Source organism: Vibrio sp. R10-SG3-ISO3 (assembly GCF_059834225.1).
The window spans coordinates 26,279-40,172 of record NZ_JCBDHE010000004.1; the positions used below are offsets into that span (position 1 = coordinate 26,279).

The following is a 13,894-nucleotide window of genomic DNA, read 5'->3' on the forward strand; positions in this document are numbered from 1 at the left end:
ATGGCTGAAAATTACGATTCATCGAGTATTAAAGTACTAAAGGGTCTGGATGCGGTTCGTAAGCGTCCGGGTATGTACATCGGCGACACGGATGATGGCACCGGTCTGCACCACATGGTCTTTGAGGTGGTAGATAACTCAATTGATGAAGCGTTGGCGGGTCACTGTAAAGACATCGTGGTGACCATTCATGAGGATAACTCTGTCTCTGTCAACGATGATGGCCGTGGTATCCCAACAGAGCTTCACCCGGAAGAGAAAGTCTCGGCGGCAGAAGTGATCATGACCGTGCTTCACGCAGGCGGTAAATTTGATGACAACTCGTACAAAGTATCGGGTGGTCTGCACGGTGTGGGCGTGTCGGTGGTGAACGCGTTGTCTAAGAAAGTGACGCTGACAATCCATCGCGGTGGAAAAATTCACACTCAAACTTATCACCATGGTGAACCTCAAGCGCCACTGGCTGTGATTGGTGAGACAGAAAAAACGGGCACAGAAATTCGTTTTTGGCCGAGTGAAGAGACGTTCTCTAACACTGAGTTCCATTACGACATTCTTGCAAAGCGTTTGCGTGAGCTCTCTTTCCTAAACTCTGGTGTTTCGATCAAGTTACGTGATGAGCGTGAAGAAGACAAACAAGATCACTTCATGTACGAAGGGGGTATTCAAGCCTTTGTCGATCACTTGAACACCAACAAAACTCCAATTATTGAGAAAGTATTCCATTTCAACTCAGAACGTGAAGATGGCATCGCAGTCGAAGTGGCGATGCAGTGGAATGATGGTTACCAAGAGAATATCTTCTGTTTCACCAACAATATTCCACAACGTGATGGTGGTACTCACCTTGCCGGTTTCCGTGCGGCATTGACGCGTACCTTGAACTCGTTCATGGACAAAGAAGGCTTCTCGAAGAAAGCGAAAACCGCAACGTCTGGTGATGATGCGCGTGAAGGTCTCACCGCGGTTATCTCGGTGAAAGTACCTGATCCCAAGTTCTCAAGCCAAACCAAAGACAAGCTGGTTTCTTCTGAAGTGAAATCTGCGGTTGAGTCTGCCATGGGCGAGAAACTGTCAGAGTTCCTTGTTGAGCATCCAACAGAAGCAAAAATCGTTTGTACCAAGATCATTGATGCAGCACGTGCTCGTGATGCGGCGCGTAAAGCACGTGAGATGACTCGCCGTAAAGGCGCCCTAGACCTTGCTGGTCTGCCAGGTAAATTGGCGGACTGTCAGGAAAAAGATCCAGCACTGTCTGAACTCTACATAGTGGAGGGTGACTCGGCAGGCGGATCCGCAAAACAAGGCCGTAACCGTAAGAACCAAGCGATTCTTCCTCTGAAAGGTAAAATCCTGAACGTAGAGAAAGCGCGTTTCGACAAGATGCTCTCTTCTCAAGAGGTGGCGACGCTGATTACGGCGCTTGGCTGTGGTATTGGTCGTGACGAATACAACCCAGACAAACTGCGTTACCACAACATCATCATCATGACCGATGCGGACGTCGATGGTTCGCACATCCGTACGCTACTGTTGACCTTCTTCTACCGTCAAATGCCTGAGCTGATTGAGCGTGGTTACGTCTACATTGCTCAGCCACCGCTGTACAAAGTGAAGAAGGGTAAGCAAGAGCAGTACATCAAAGATGAAGAAGCGATGAACCAGTACCAAGTCTCTTTGGCCTTGGACAACGCAGCGCTGCACGTCAACGCGGACGCGCCAGCGTTGGCGGGTGAATCTCTAGAGAAGCTGGTTCAGCAATACAATGCTGGCATCAAGCTGGTGGATCGTATGAGCCGCCGTTACCCGCACGCCTTGATTCATGAGTTGATTTACGTGCCACGTTTGACCGCAGAGCAGTGTCATGACGCTGCTGTGGTAGAGGCTTGGACCAAGACTTTGGTTGAGCAGTTGAACGCTAAAGAAGTGGGCGCAAGTCAGTACCAATATGAAGTAGAGCAGCATGCTGAGCTCGGCTTGAACTTGCCGAAAATCATCGTGCGCACACATGGTGTAAGACACGAATACGCACTGAGCATCGATTTGATCAACTCGAAAGAGTTTGCCAAGTTGGGCGAGCTTTCTGAAGCGCTGAATGGCCTTATTGAAGAGGGCGCGTACATCAAACGTGGTGAACGCACTCAGCCTGTGAGCAGCTTTGTCGAAGCGCTAGAGTGGCTGATCAAAGAGTCTCGCCGCGGATTGAGCACACAGCGATACAAAGGTCTGGGTGAGATGAACCCGGATCAGCTTTGGGAAACCACCATGGACCCAGAAACGCGTCGCATGATGCAAGTGACCATCGAAGATGCCGTTGGAGCCGATCAGCTCTTCACGACATTGATGGGTGATCAGGTTGAGCCTCGTCGTCACTTTATCGAAGAGAATGCGCTCAAAGTGGCGAACTTGGATGTGTAAAGTTCCTAGTTTCTAGAAGCGAGTTTCTAGAATTATAAAAAGCGCAGGTCGAACGATCTGCGCTTTTTTATTGGTTTCTATTTTCCATTTCAATCCAATACCTTGTCCCACTCTAGGAACTAGGAACTAGAAACTTTTTTACTCTCTCCTCTTGAAACCATTTTGGCCGATCCCTATATCTATTGTTGAAGAGGGAAGCTGTCTTGCTCCGATGAGAAGAAACAGACCTTCTGGACTCGCTGAAGAGGTATCGCTCCTATGAGGATGGCCTTAACAGCACACGTTAACACTGAGTTTGTTGCTATGTCCTACGTGCTGGCCCTATAGAGGCAGCCAGAGGAATAGTGAACGAATCCCTTAGTCGCTAGGGGTCGAGTTAATCATCGTCCCTACACAGTCACGACTAAGACTATTGCTTAATCAAGAGGATAGTATGATGAGAACTGTAGATTTCACTCCTTTATACCGCAACGCGATTGGTTTTGACCGTCTTCTTAATATGATGGAAGCCAACAGCACGAAAAACAGCTCCGGCGGTTACCCTCCGTATAACATCGAACAGAAAGATGAAAACCACTACCGTATCACCATGGCAGTGGCAGGCTTTGCTGAAGAGCAGCTTGAACTGACGCAAAAAGAGAACACCTTAATTGTTAAAGGTGAGCGGAAAGAGGAAGAGGGTAAGAACTATATTTACCAAGGCATTGCTGAGCGTGACTTTGAGCGCAAGTTCCAGTTGGCCGACTATGTGAAAGTCACCGGCGCGAGTATGGAAAATGGCTTGCTGCACGTTGATCTCGAGCGTGAAATCCCTGAAGCGATGCAACCGCGTAAAATTGCCATCAACTCAAGCCAGTTGCTGGAAAACAAATAAGCGAGCCTGTGCGCCGCTATGCTGCGGATATAAAATGCGGGTATAAATAGTGAAAGAGCGCCAATCGGCGCTCTTTTTTATGCTTGGTAATGTTAGGGCAATTAGCCCTGCTGGTAGGCTTTTTGCACTTCTTCCGCGATGATTTGGATGCCTTTGTGCATCATCTCGTCGTCTTGTACATAGTTCATTCGCAGGCACTGGTGCGCATGATCCCACTCATCTTCTTGGCCGATAAAGAAGTACTCACCAGGAACAATCAACACCCCGCGTGCTTTCAAACGTTGGTAGAGTTCCATGGTGGTGATAGGCAGTGCATCAAACCAGAGCCAGAGGAAAATCGCCCCTTCTGGCTTGTGAATACGAAAGCGCGGATCGGTAATCGCCTCTTGCAGCAGTTCGACCGCACGCTGAGATTTCTGCTGATAAAACGGCTTGATGACCTCTTCACTCAAGCGCAGAAGATCGCCTTTTTCAATCATATGGTGAGCCAGCGCCGGCCCTACACTGCCTGGCGCTAGGCTGATAATGCCATTCATGTTGGTGAGCGCTTGTGTGATGGCTTCATTGGCAATCACAATCCCACAGCGCACGCCAGGTAAGCCTAACTTGGACAAACTCATGCAGAGAATGGTGTTCTCATTCCAAAAGGGCGTCACCTCCTCAAAAATGATATTGGGGAAGGGCACGCCGTAAGCGTTGTCTATGATGAGCGGAATGTGGTTGTCGCGCGCGAGTTTATCGAGCTTGATGATCTCCTCATCGGTCAGCACATTGCCCGTCGGGTTGGTCGGGCGAGACGCGCAGATCGCGGCAATCGAGTCATCGATCTTTAGTTGCTCAAAATCGACGTGGTATTTGAACATGCGATTGTCGAGTTGCTCAATTTCCGGGTGGTAAGAGACAAAAATATCCTCATCAATGCCCGCATCTCCATAGCCAATGTACTCAGGCGCTAACGGCAGCAGAATCTTTTTGTGTGAGCCATCGGGCTGCGTGCCTGCTAGCAAATTAAACAGGTAAAAAAAGCCGCTTTGACTGCCATTGGTTAAGCTGATGTTCTTCTCACTGACCTCCCAGCCATAGGTCTCTTTGAGCAGGGCAGCGAGTGCTTTGACGAAGGCATCTTTGCCTTGTGGGCCATCATAATTGGCGAGCGCTTGAATCCACTCGCCGCTGGTCAGCATCTCTTGGCTGGCTTGGTGAAAGTAATCAATCATGGCGGGAATGGCCGCAGGGTTACCGCCACCGAGCATGATGGCGCCGGGTGTGCGTAGACCATCATTGAGGTCGTCCATTAATTGGGTAATGCCGGAATATTGATTGAATTTTTCACCAAACTTTGAGAACTGCATGACTCACTAACCTTGATCTGATTATTGCTTTACTGAATGGGTGTGCTGATCAGTGCGTGGCTGACCAATAGAGTAATCCTTGAACATACAGCAATGGCAATGTGAGGCAAAGCACTATTTTAGTGCGCAGAACTTGTCTGTTTTGTTGGCATAAAAAAGCCCAACTCATTGAGTTGGGCTTGGTGTCATCTATCCGTACGCGCGATTATTTCTGCAGAAGAGAAATGTCGGCAATCTGCAAGAACAAGTTACGTAGGTTGTTCAGTAGCGTTAGACGGTTCTTCTTCAGCGCTTCGTCATCGGCCATAACCATGACGTTATCGAAGAAGGCATCCACAGGCTCACGTAGACCCGCTAGCTTGCTGAGTGCTTCCTGGTAGTTGCCTGTAGCGAACGCAGGCTCGAGCGCTTCTGTCATCACTTCAACGCTTTCTGCCAGTGCTTTCTCTGCGTCTTCTTGTAGAAGAGCGAGATCGATCTCTGCGGCCAGCTCACCATCGAACTTCGCTAAGATGTTACCGACACGTTTGTTCGCTGCGGCGAGTGCTTCCGCGGCTTCTAACTCACGGAAGTGAGAGACCGCTTTGACGCGTTGGTCGAAGTCTGCCGGTTTGGTTGGACGATTCGCCAATACCGCTTGGATGATGTCCACGCTGAAGCCTTGGTCTTTGTACCATGCATTGAAACGACCCAGCATGAAGTCGATAACGTCGTCTGCAACGTTCGCGTTGGTTAGTTTGTCGCCAAATAGAGACTGCGCTTTCGCGATAAGGTCTGTTAGGTCTAGGTTGTAGCCGTTTTCGACGATAATACGCAGCACGCCTAGAGATGCGCGGCGCAGTGCGAATGGGTCGCTGCCTTTAGGTGCTTGGCCAATACCGAAGATACCCACAATGGTATCGAGCTTGTCAGCCATAGCGACAGCAGATGAGATACCTGTGCTTGGTAGGGCGTCACCGGCGAAACGCGGCATGTACTGCTCGTAAAGCGCTAGAGCCACTTGCTCGTCTTCACCATCGTGGGTAGCGTAGTGCATACCCATCACGCCTTGAGTATCGGTAAATTCGAATACCATAGAGGTCATTAGGTCACACTTCGCGAGTAGACCCGCACGCTTCGATTTTTCAACGTCAGCATCGATCTGCTCAGCGATGTAGCCAGCAAGTTCAGTGATGCGATCAGTTTTGTCTTTGATAGTACCAAGCTGCTTTTGGAAGATCGCTTGCTCTAGCTCAGGGAGACGGTCGATAAGCGGGCGCTTACGGTCAGTGTTAAAGAAGAACTCGGCATCCGCCAGACGTGGACGCACCACCTTCTCGTTACCTTCGATGACGTAGCGAGGCTCTTTCGATTCGATGTTCGATACGAAGATGAAGTTAGGCAGTAGCTTCTTGTTCTCGTCATAGACAGGGAAGTATTTCTGGTCACCTTTCATGGTGTAAACCAGCGCTTCAGAAGGCACTTTTAGGAACTCTTCTTCAAACTTCGCGGTTAGAACCACTGGCCATTCAACCAGAGACGTGACTTCTTCAACGAGATCATCTTCTAGGTCAGCAACACCGCCAACCGCTGCTGCTGCTTTTTGCGAGTCAGCAAGGATGATCGCTTTACGCGCCTCAAAGTCGGCCATGACTTTACCGCGCTCTTCTAGGATAGCAGGGTATTGCTCGGCAGAATCGATAGTGAACTCTTGCTCACCCATGAAGCGGTGACCACGGATAGTGCGGCTGGATGCGACACCTAGGATCTCACCTTCAATCAGCTCAGAGCCCATTAGCATGGTCAGCGTTTTAACTGGGCGGATAAACTGAGTCGTCTTGTCACCCCAACGCATTGGCTTGGCGATAGGTAGGTTAGCCAGTGCTTTAGCAGCTAGGTCGACGACGATGTCAGACGTTGCTTGGCCTTTCACTTCTTGTTTGAACAGTAGCCATTCGCCTTTGTCTGTCACTAGACGGTCAGCTTGTTCAACCGTGATGCCGTTACCACGTGCCCAGCCTTGTGCTGCTTTGGTCGCGTTACCGTCAGCATCGAATGCGACAGAAACCGCAGGACCGCGCTTCTCAACCACTTTGTCCGCTTGGCCTTCCGCTAGCGCTGAAACCTTAAGGGCTAGACGACGAGGCGCGGCGTACCATTTCACACCTTGGTGTGATAAGTCTGCGCCTTTTAGTTCAGCTTCGAAGTTGGCTGCGAACGCTTCCGCTAGGGTGCGAAGTTGTGTTGGTGGTAGCTCTTCAGTACCCAGTTCAATTAGAAATTCTTTCGCCATGATTACTTCTCCTCGCTCTTTGCATCTTGGGTACGGCACATTGGGAAGCCTAGTGCTTCACGTGATGCGTAGTAGGCTTCTGCAACAGACTTGGTCAGGTTGCGGATACGAAGGATGTAACGTTGGCGCTCGGTGACCGAGATGGCTTTGCGTGCGTCTAACAGGTTGAAAGCGTGCGCCGCTTTCAAGATGCGCTCGTAAGCGGGTAGAGGTAGAGGTTTCTCTAGCTCAAGGAGTTCTTTCGACTCTTTTTCACACTGGTCGAAGAAGCTAAATAAGAAATCGACGTCAGCGTGCTCAAAGTTGTACGTTGACTGCTCCACTTCGTTTTGGTGGAAGATATCACCGTACGTCACGTTCGAGCCGTCTGGTGCGACGTTCCATACTAGGTCGTAAACGGAGTCAACTTCTTGGATGTACATAGCAAGACGCTCGATACCGTAAGTGATCTCACCAGTCACCGGTTTACACTCTAAGCCACCCACTTGTTGGAAGTAGGTAAACTGCGTCACTTCCATACCGTTTAGCCAAACTTCCCAGCCTAGACCCCAAGCGCCTAGCGTTGGGTTCTCCCAGTTATCTTCAACGAAACGGATGTCGTGGACTAGCGGGTCGATACCCAACACTTCCAGTGAGCCTAGGTACAACTCTTGAATGTTGTCTGGCGATGGCTTAAGTGCCACTTGGAACTGGTAGTAGTGCTGAAGACGGTTAGGGTTTTCACCGTAACGGCCATCGGTAGGACGACGAGAAGGCTGAACGTAAGCGGTTGACATTGGCTCTGGGCCAAGGGCGCGCAAACATGTCATTGGGTGAGAGGTACCTGCACCTACTTCCATGTCGAGTGGTTGAACAATGGTACAGCCTTGTTGGGCCCAATAATCCTGCAGCGCGAGGATCATACCTTGAAAGGTTTTGATGTCGTATTTTTGCATAGTATTCGCGCGATTCTCTGAGAAAGTTCTGTCTAAATGAAGAAAAAATAACAATCAAGTATACCGAGATATTCGATGTCCGAGTAGAGCAAATCGGGAGAAATTCTCGCTGAAAAATCTCCTTTAATGGAATTTTATCGACTTAATGACCAAATTTTTCTTAAAGTCGCATTTCTATGAGAAATCTCGCCGAACGCCCCTTTGGGTATATGCGCACGTTTGCGACTTGAGATTTTTCAGTGAGATGGATAGAATTGCCGCCATCTTTGGGGAGTAGCTGACCAAATAGAGGGCTTCTGTTTGGTTCGACCGTCAACATAATCGGTGCAAAATCACCGTGGCGCTCGAGATTCATCGCCCGATGAATTAAGCAAGACCTTAGATAAACATCGTGAACCGGGGTGGGGCGCGAGGTTTGTCTATGGTAAAAAATAATAATCCTGCCCCAATGAGCATGTCGTGAGCGTTTTAGCCATTTCTATTACTACTGTTGCCCTTGCTGAGATTGGCGACAAAACCCAATTATTGTCTTTATTGTTGGCCAGTCGGTATCGCAAACCCATCCCGATTATAGCGGCGATCTTTTTTGCCACCATCGCCAATCATGCTCTTGCGGCGTGGCTCGGTGTGGTTGTTGCGGATTACCTCTCGCCAGAGGTACTCAAGTGGGTCGTTGTTGCCAGCTTTTTGGCGATGGCTGGCTGGGTGCTGATCCCCGATAAACTCGATGATGAAGAATCCATTTCCAATCGCGGCCCTTTTGTCGCGAGCTTTGTTGCGTTTTTTATTGCTGAGATTGGCGATAAAACCCAAATTGCGACCTCGATTCTTGGCGCCCAGTTTGCTGACGCGCTGACTTGGGTCATTTTAGGCACCACCATTGGTATGTTGGCGGCGAACGTGCCGGTTGTTGCGATTGGTAAGCTTTCTGCGCACAAGATGCCGCTAGGTTTGATTCGTAAAGTCACCGCACTGCTGTTTGTCGCGCTCGCTTTAGGCGCGGCCTTATGGCCATGATGGCCTCGGCGTCACACAGGCAACATTTGCCCTGAGTCGTGATCCAGGTTTGATTTGCCACTGTGCGTGCGTGTTAACGTAGTGCTGTCGATGATAGCGAGAGGGCAAATGCATGCTGACACGTTACATGGGTATCACACCGAAAAGTCAAAGTTATCTGTTCACTTTTGGTTTGGCGCTTTGCTTATTGGCACTCCCACTGACCGATATGTGGCTGCCTATTGTTGCCGGCTCGTTTATATTAACCGGTCTCACGGTGGAGGCCTGGATTCGAGTCGCGCACATCATCCCAATGCATGAAGAGATGCGGGCGATGCAAAAGCAGTTGCAAAAACTGCAAGCAGAAGTGCGCAGCCTGGAGTACGACGAATAGCGACCCGAAGTCGAGAGAATCAAATCAACAACGGCAGCCAGATGGGCTGTCGTTTTTGTTTGCGAGATCGTTGTTGTTGGGGAGATCTTAGGCGACCCCTTTCTTAATCAAGTATTGATATGGCACAGCGTCGGTCTGCGCAGCCAGCAACTGGTGATCCATAAAACGACAAAAACTCGGGATGTCGCGGGTGGTCGAGGGGTCATCCGCTGTGACCAGTAATACATCGCCATCGTCCATGTTTCGAATTGTCTTCCTGACCATCATAACGGGCTCCGGACAGCGAAGTCCTTCTGCCTCTAAGGTGTGGGTTGCCTGGGTGGTATCGATAGTCATCGGGCGCTCTTTGTCAGGTCAATTAGGCGCTTGATAATACTGGCGGTGAAAAAAACTTCAATAAGCACTTGGCAAATGGATCATTTTGTTTTAACTTAGTTAACAACTTGATAACATTTAAAGCTCAAGGCAGGGATACGCTGACTTGAGTTGACACCAGCAAGGAGCGCTTATGTTGACCGCATTGGATCGATTGACCATTTACTCGGTGCTTTGCTTGATCTCATTTTGCGCGCTTGTGTTACGCGCCCCGGCGGACGCTTCCTTCATGCCTTTGCTCGGTATGGTGGCCTGCGTGACAGGGATATGGTTAGAGATGCACCGATTTTCAAAAGCCTCTGACGAACATAGAGGTTAACGCTTCCCTTCCTAGTGGCGTTGACCTAACCCCATCTCCAAATACATTCCGACACTATCCCCCAGTTTTCTTGGGCTTCCCCGCTGAAAGGCGGGATTTTTTTTTCTTAGCGGTTACACTAACAATACCTTATCTCCAGAGTGGTCATTGTGGAACTAGAAGATGTGTATCGCCGCGACCTCAATTTATTGGTTGCACTGCGAGTCTTGATTGAAGAGTGCAGCGTGAGCAAAGCGGCGCAGCGGCTCAATTTGAGTCAATCGGCCATGAGCCGTGTGTTGGGGCGATTGCGTGATTTACTGGGCGATCCCTTGTTTACCCGTCAAGGTCAGCAGCTTATCCCGACAGAAAAAGCGTTGGAGATAGATCGCGCTCTCGGCGAGCCGTTGGAATCACTGCGGCAATTGCTTTCGCCGCTCGATTTTGACCCGCAGCGCTGCGATCAAACCTTCACCATTGCCACCACCGACTACGCGATGCAAACCATCTTGCCGTTCGCTCTGCCGAGGATTTATCAAGAAGCGCCTAACGTGTCGTTTCACTTTCAGCCGCTTCAGCATGACCGACTTGCCGATCAACTGATTTATGAAGGTGCAGATTTAGCCATTTGCCGACCGACAGGCCCCGTTGAACCGCTGCGCAGTGAGGTGCTCGGCAGAGTGGGCGTGTTGTGTTTGCTGTCTAAGCAGCACCCATTGGCTGAGAAGACGATGCGGCTCGACGACTACCTGCACTACCCCAATGCGATGATTGCCATCAGTGATGGTGTGAACGCCTTGATAGAGCAAGCGCTGGTGGATCTGCCCAAACGAAAAATGGTGCTGCGCGCGTATCATTTAGAAGCCGCGCTAGCGATAGTGGATACCATGCCGCTGATCATTACTGTCCCGGCGGATTTGGCGTATCTGGTCGCGGAGCGTTATGACTTGGTGATCAAACCTTTGCCGTTTCACTTCACGTCGTTTGACTACTCGATGATTTGGCATGCGCGTTGTGAGCATTCGCCGGCGCAAGAGTGGCTAAGAGCGATTGTCAAAGAAGAGTGCGGACGACTCATCGCCAAGCGCATAGAAGATATGGGGTTAGATTAATGCCATGCACCCTCTCGAGTGCATGGCAGAGGTCTCGTCAAACGTGCGTAATTACAGCTTGATGACCACTCGACCCGTGACTTGGCCGTTGGTGATCTGCTCGGCAAATTGCGGCGCTTGCTCAAGGGTAATTTCGTTACACGCTTGCGCAAAGTAACTTTCAGGTAGCAGCTTGGTGAGGCCTTCCCACGCCTGAATGCGCTTTTCGGTTGGGCAAGAGACTGAGTCAACGCCTTGCAGACGCACATTACGTAAGATAAACGGCATCACGGTCGTCGGCAGATCAAAACCACCCGCAAGGCCACAGGCGGCCACGGTGGCGTTGTAATCCATCTGCGCGAGCACTTTTGCCAGTACCTTGCTACCCACAGTATCAACCGCGCCGGCCCAAATTTGTTTTTCAAGTGGGCGCGCAGGCTCTTCAAATTCTGCGCGATCGATGATGCGTTTCGCACCGAGCTTTTCAAGAAGTGGGCCATTTTTTTCAACACGCCCTGTGACCGCAGCGACGCTGTAGCCGAGCTCAGCCAGCAGCGTCACCGCCACTGAGCCCACACCGCCGCTGGCACCAGTGACAAGAATCTCACCTTGTTCCGGTTTGATGCCCGCATCAAGCAGCGCTTGGACACACAGCATCGCGGTAAAGCCTGCGGTGCCGACCATCATCGCCTTCTTGCTATCTAGCCCTTGTGGCAGTGGAACCAACCAATCGGCTTTTAGGCGCGCACGTTGCGCCATGCCGCCCCAATGGTTTTCACCCACGCCCCAGCCGGTTAACACCACCTGGTCGCCCGCTTGGTAACGAGCGTCGTCAGAGCGCACCACGGTGCCCGCTAAATCAATGCCGGGAACCATAGGGAACTGACGGATGATTTTACCTTTACCCGTGATCGCCAAACCGTCTTTGTAGTTCAATGATGAGTAATCGACCTCCACCAACACCTCGCCTTCGGGCAGTTGGTTTTCGTCAATTTGCTCAATCGATGCGATGGTGCGTTTTTCTTCTTGGTTTAGGATCAGTGCGTTAAACATAAAACTCTCCACAGTGGTGCAGCAATAGTAAGAACTGTGTTGAGTGTAGACGCAAAACCACTATGACTAAAATGAAACTTTAGCATTATGTTCATGCGCATCACGCATTACTCTATGGATAAGGAGAGTAGCAAGCGGGTGAGAGGACTGAGGGGAGGGCTGAGGGGAGGGCTGAGGGGCGATGCGGATGAAAGGAAAAAACCAGTAAGAACAAAGCCAGTCCGAAGACTGGCTCACTATTCATTCCCATCGATTTTGATGATCGAGAGATCAGGACAAGAAGAACTGATAGGACGGGTTGTCCGTTTCGTCTTTGTACTGATAGCCGAGCTCGCGTAGGTGCGCACCAAAGCGGGAGAGATCGTCTTCGCTTAACTCAAAGCCACACAGCACGCGACCGTAATCGGCGCCATGATTGCGATAGTTAAACAAGCTGATGTTCCAGTGCGTGCCGAGCGTCGACAAAAACTTCAGTAGCGCCCCAGGGTACTCCGGAAACTCAAAACTGTAGAGGCGCTCCTTGAGCGGTTTCGACGGCTTGCCGCCAATCATGTAGCGCACATGCAGTTTGGCCATCTCGTCGTCGGAGAGATCCACCACCGGATAGCCCCCTTCGCGCAGATCGGCAATGATGTGGTCGAGCTCCTCTTGGCCGCCCTGCAGACGCACACCAACAAAAATATTGGCCAAGGTGTCGTCGCTGTAGCGGTAGTTAAACTCGGTCACGGCACGACCGCCGATCAGGTTGCAAAACTCAAAAAACGCGCCTTGTCTCTCCGGTATGGTTACCGCGAGCAAGCCTTCACGTTTTTCACCCAGCTCACAGCGCTCGGAGACGTAACGCAAACCGTGGAAATTGGTGTTGGCGCCAGAGAGCACAGTGCCGAGGTTTTGGTCGCGCAGCTGATGTTTTTCCGCGTACTTTTTCAGACCGGCCAGCGCCAGCGCCCCAGAAGGCTCTGCAATGGCGCGCGTGTCTTCAAAAATGTCTTTGACTGCGGCGCAGATCTCATCACTGGATACGCTGATGTGACCATCAATGTACTTTTGGCACAGACGGAAGGTCTCATCGCCAATGCGCTTGACCGCGACGCCATCAGCAAACATGCTGACTTGGTCAAGCACCACAGGCTCGCCGGCGTCTAACGCGGCTTTTAAGCAGGCCGAATCTTCCGGCTCCACCGCGATCACTTTGACTTCCGGCATCAACTGCTTCACCAATACCGCCACGCCAGCCGCTAAACCGCCACCGCCGACAGGAACGAAGATGTAGTTGAGGTGGCCATTTTGCTGCAACATCTCCATCCCGATCGTCCCTTGCCCAGCGATCACCAATGGGTGGTCAAAAGGCGGCACAAAGGTATAGCCATGTTCGGCGGCCAGTAACTCCGCTTGGGCTTTCGCTTCATCGAAATTACTCCCGTGCAGCACCACTTCGCCGCCAAAACCGCGCACGGCCTCGACTTTGATGTCCGGCGTGGTTTTGGGCATCACTATGATGGTTTTAATGCCCAGTTTGGTGCCTGAGAGCGCCATCCCTTGGGCATGGTTGCCCGCCGAGGCGGCAATCACACCGGCGGATTTTTGCGCCTGTGTCAGGCTAGAGACCATAGTATAAGCACCGCGAAGCTTGAACGAGTGGACCGGCTGGCGATCCTCTCGTTTGAGCTGCACATGGTTATGGATGCGCGCGGATAGGCGCGGCATCGCTTGCAGCGGCGTTACTGTGGCCACTTCATACACTGGGGCTCGCAGGATCTGGCGCAGATAATCGGCGCCAGAGGGCTGAGGCTTTTTGGTCGTTTTTTTCTCGCTAGTGGCCGTGTCAGTCATGGT

12 protein-coding genes are annotated in these 13,894 nt (G+C 51.0%); 6 read left to right on the top strand and 6 right to left on the bottom strand.

The window, feature by feature from the left end; translation table 11 throughout:
* Together gyrB and AC6R1A_RS00570 are read left to right on the top strand one after the other, a co-directional pair.
* Window positions 1-2,418, top strand: a complete 2,418-nt coding sequence (gyrB, locus tag AC6R1A_RS00565; protein WP_500630504.1) for a DNA topoisomerase (ATP-hydrolyzing) subunit B — start codon at window positions 1-3, stop codon at window positions 2,416-2,418.
* 436 nt (window positions 2,419-2,854) lie between these two features.
* Window positions 2,855-3,292: an Hsp20 family protein gene (locus AC6R1A_RS00570; RefSeq protein WP_487902974.1), complete on the top strand. Its 438-nt coding sequence runs from the start codon at window positions 2,855-2,857 to the stop codon at window positions 3,290-3,292.
* Between the two features lie 101 nt (window positions 3,293-3,393).
* Here AC6R1A_RS00570 and AC6R1A_RS00575 read toward each other — a convergent pair whose 3' ends face one another.
* The 3 genes from AC6R1A_RS00575 to glyQ all read right to left on the bottom strand — a co-directional run bounded on the left by AC6R1A_RS00575 (window position 3,394) and on the right by glyQ (window position 7,851).
* The gene (locus tag AC6R1A_RS00575) at window positions 3,394-4,644 is read right to left on the bottom strand and encodes a valine--pyruvate transaminase (RefSeq protein WP_500633429.1); all 1,251 of its coding nucleotides are present in this window, start codon (window positions 4,642-4,644) and stop codon (window positions 3,394-3,396) included.
* Between the two features lie 205 nt (window positions 4,645-4,849).
* Window positions 4,850-6,916, bottom strand: coding sequence for a glycine--tRNA ligase subunit beta (glyS, locus tag AC6R1A_RS00580; RefSeq protein ID WP_500633430.1), 2,067 nt, complete (start codon window positions 6,914-6,916; stop codon window positions 4,850-4,852).
* A 2-nt stretch (window positions 6,917-6,918) separates the two neighbouring features.
* The gene (gene glyQ / locus AC6R1A_RS00585) at window positions 6,919-7,851 is read right to left on the bottom strand and encodes a glycine--tRNA ligase subunit alpha (protein ID WP_334555518.1); all 933 of its coding nucleotides are present in this window, start codon (window positions 7,849-7,851) and stop codon (window positions 6,919-6,921) included.
* Window positions 7,852-8,310: 459 nt separating this feature from the next.
* On the opposite strand from glyQ, the gene AC6R1A_RS00590 reads away from it, so the two are divergent.
* Together AC6R1A_RS00590 and AC6R1A_RS00595 are read left to right on the top strand one after the other, a co-directional pair.
* Window positions 8,311-8,868, top strand: a complete 558-nt coding sequence (locus AC6R1A_RS00590) for a TMEM165/GDT1 family protein (RefSeq protein ID WP_500630506.1) — start codon at window positions 8,311-8,313, stop codon at window positions 8,866-8,868.
* Window positions 8,869-8,980: 112 nt separating this feature from the next.
* Window positions 8,981-9,241: a hypothetical protein gene (locus AC6R1A_RS00595; RefSeq protein WP_334555516.1), complete on the top strand. Its 261-nt coding sequence runs from the start codon at window positions 8,981-8,983 to the stop codon at window positions 9,239-9,241.
* An 87-nt stretch (window positions 9,242-9,328) separates the two neighbouring features.
* Here AC6R1A_RS00595 and tusA read toward each other — a convergent pair whose 3' ends face one another.
* Window positions 9,329-9,577 carry a sulfurtransferase TusA gene (gene tusA / locus AC6R1A_RS00600; protein WP_334555515.1) on the bottom strand — a complete coding sequence of 83 codons (249 nt, stop codon included), beginning with the start codon at window positions 9,575-9,577 and terminating at the stop codon, window positions 9,329-9,331.
* 172 nt (window positions 9,578-9,749) lie between these two features.
* On the opposite strand from tusA, the gene AC6R1A_RS00605 reads away from it, so the two are divergent.
* Both AC6R1A_RS00605 and AC6R1A_RS00610 read left to right on the top strand, forming a co-directional pair.
* On the top strand, window positions 9,750-9,935 hold the full coding sequence (locus AC6R1A_RS00605; protein ID WP_334555514.1) for a hypothetical protein: 186 nt from the start codon (window positions 9,750-9,752) through the stop codon (window positions 9,933-9,935).
* 149 nt (window positions 9,936-10,084) lie between these two features.
* Window positions 10,085-11,026: a LysR family transcriptional regulator gene (locus AC6R1A_RS00610; RefSeq protein WP_500628983.1), complete on the top strand. Its 942-nt coding sequence runs from the start codon at window positions 10,085-10,087 to the stop codon at window positions 11,024-11,026.
* Window positions 11,027-11,077: 51 nt separating this feature from the next.
* Here the strand turns inward: AC6R1A_RS00610 and acuI are convergent, their stop codons facing one another.
* The gene (gene acuI / locus AC6R1A_RS00615; protein ID WP_500633431.1) at window positions 11,078-12,058 is read right to left on the bottom strand and encodes an acrylyl-CoA reductase (NADPH); all 981 of its coding nucleotides are present in this window, start codon (window positions 12,056-12,058) and stop codon (window positions 11,078-11,080) included.
* A gap of 270 nt (window positions 12,059-12,328) precedes the next feature.
* Window positions 12,329-13,891, bottom strand: coding sequence for a threonine ammonia-lyase, biosynthetic (gene ilvA / locus AC6R1A_RS00620; protein ID WP_500633432.1), 1,563 nt, complete (start codon window positions 13,889-13,891; stop codon window positions 12,329-12,331).
* Window positions 13,892-13,894: the final 3 nt, after the last annotated feature.

Coding starts and splice junctions, on each gene's coding strand:
- gyrB (WP_500630504.1), top strand. CDS start 1: ATGGCTGAAAATTACGATTCATCGAGTATTAAAGTACTAAAGGGTCTG.
- AC6R1A_RS00570 (WP_487902974.1), top strand. CDS start 2,855: ATGAGAACTGTAGATTTCACTCCTTTATACCGCAACGCGATTGGTTTT.
- AC6R1A_RS00575 (WP_500633429.1), bottom strand. CDS start 4,644: ATGCAGTTCTCAAAGTTTGGTGAAAAATTCAATCAATATTCCGGCATT.
- glyS (WP_500633430.1), bottom strand. CDS start 6,916: ATGGCGAAAGAATTTCTAATTGAACTGGGTACTGAAGAGCTACCACCA.
- glyQ (WP_334555518.1), bottom strand. CDS start 7,851: ATGCAAAAATACGACATCAAAACCTTTCAAGGTATGATCCTCGCGCTG.
- AC6R1A_RS00595 (WP_334555516.1), top strand. CDS start 8,981: ATGCTGACACGTTACATGGGTATCACACCGAAAAGTCAAAGTTATCTG.
- tusA (WP_334555515.1), bottom strand. CDS start 9,577: ATGACTATCGATACCACCCAGGCAACCCACACCTTAGAGGCAGAAGGA.
- AC6R1A_RS00605 (WP_334555514.1), top strand. CDS start 9,750: ATGTTGACCGCATTGGATCGATTGACCATTTACTCGGTGCTTTGCTTG.
- acuI (WP_500633431.1), bottom strand. CDS start 12,058: ATGTTTAACGCACTGATCCTAAACCAAGAAGAAAAACGCACCATCGCA.
- ilvA (WP_500633432.1), bottom strand. CDS start 13,891: ATGACTGACACGGCCACTAGCGAGAAAAAAACGACCAAAAAGCCTCAG.